A 264-nucleotide genomic window follows, 5' to 3' on the forward strand; every position below is an offset into this window, starting at 1 on the left:
GCTCCATTTAAACCGATTAAGCCGACAAGTTCGCCTTTATTAACAGAGAACGAAACATCTTTTAATACAGGTCGTTTCGTATATCCTCCTGTAACATTTTCTACACGCAATAACTCGCTCATACGACACCACTTTCTTCATTAGTATTCATTCTATATTCATCTTACCAAAAATTATGCTGTACTACATAGTATCCATGTACTCAAAAAAAAAATTTAAATTTATTAGCATATATTTTCCCGAAAGCGGACATCATAATTAGTG

Annotated in this window: 1 pseudogene; it reads right to left on the bottom strand. The window is 33.0% G+C overall.

From position 1 onward, the window contains the following. A pseudogene (locus tag SB717_RS36715) lies at positions 1–122 on the bottom strand (ABC transporter ATP-binding protein); the annotation flags it as partial. Positions 123–264: the final 142 nt, after the last annotated feature.

The sequence above is a fragment of the Priestia sp. SIMBA_032 genome (genome assembly GCF_046535215.1).
GTDB lineage: Bacteria > Bacillota > Bacilli > Bacillales > Bacillaceae_H > Priestia > Priestia aryabhattai.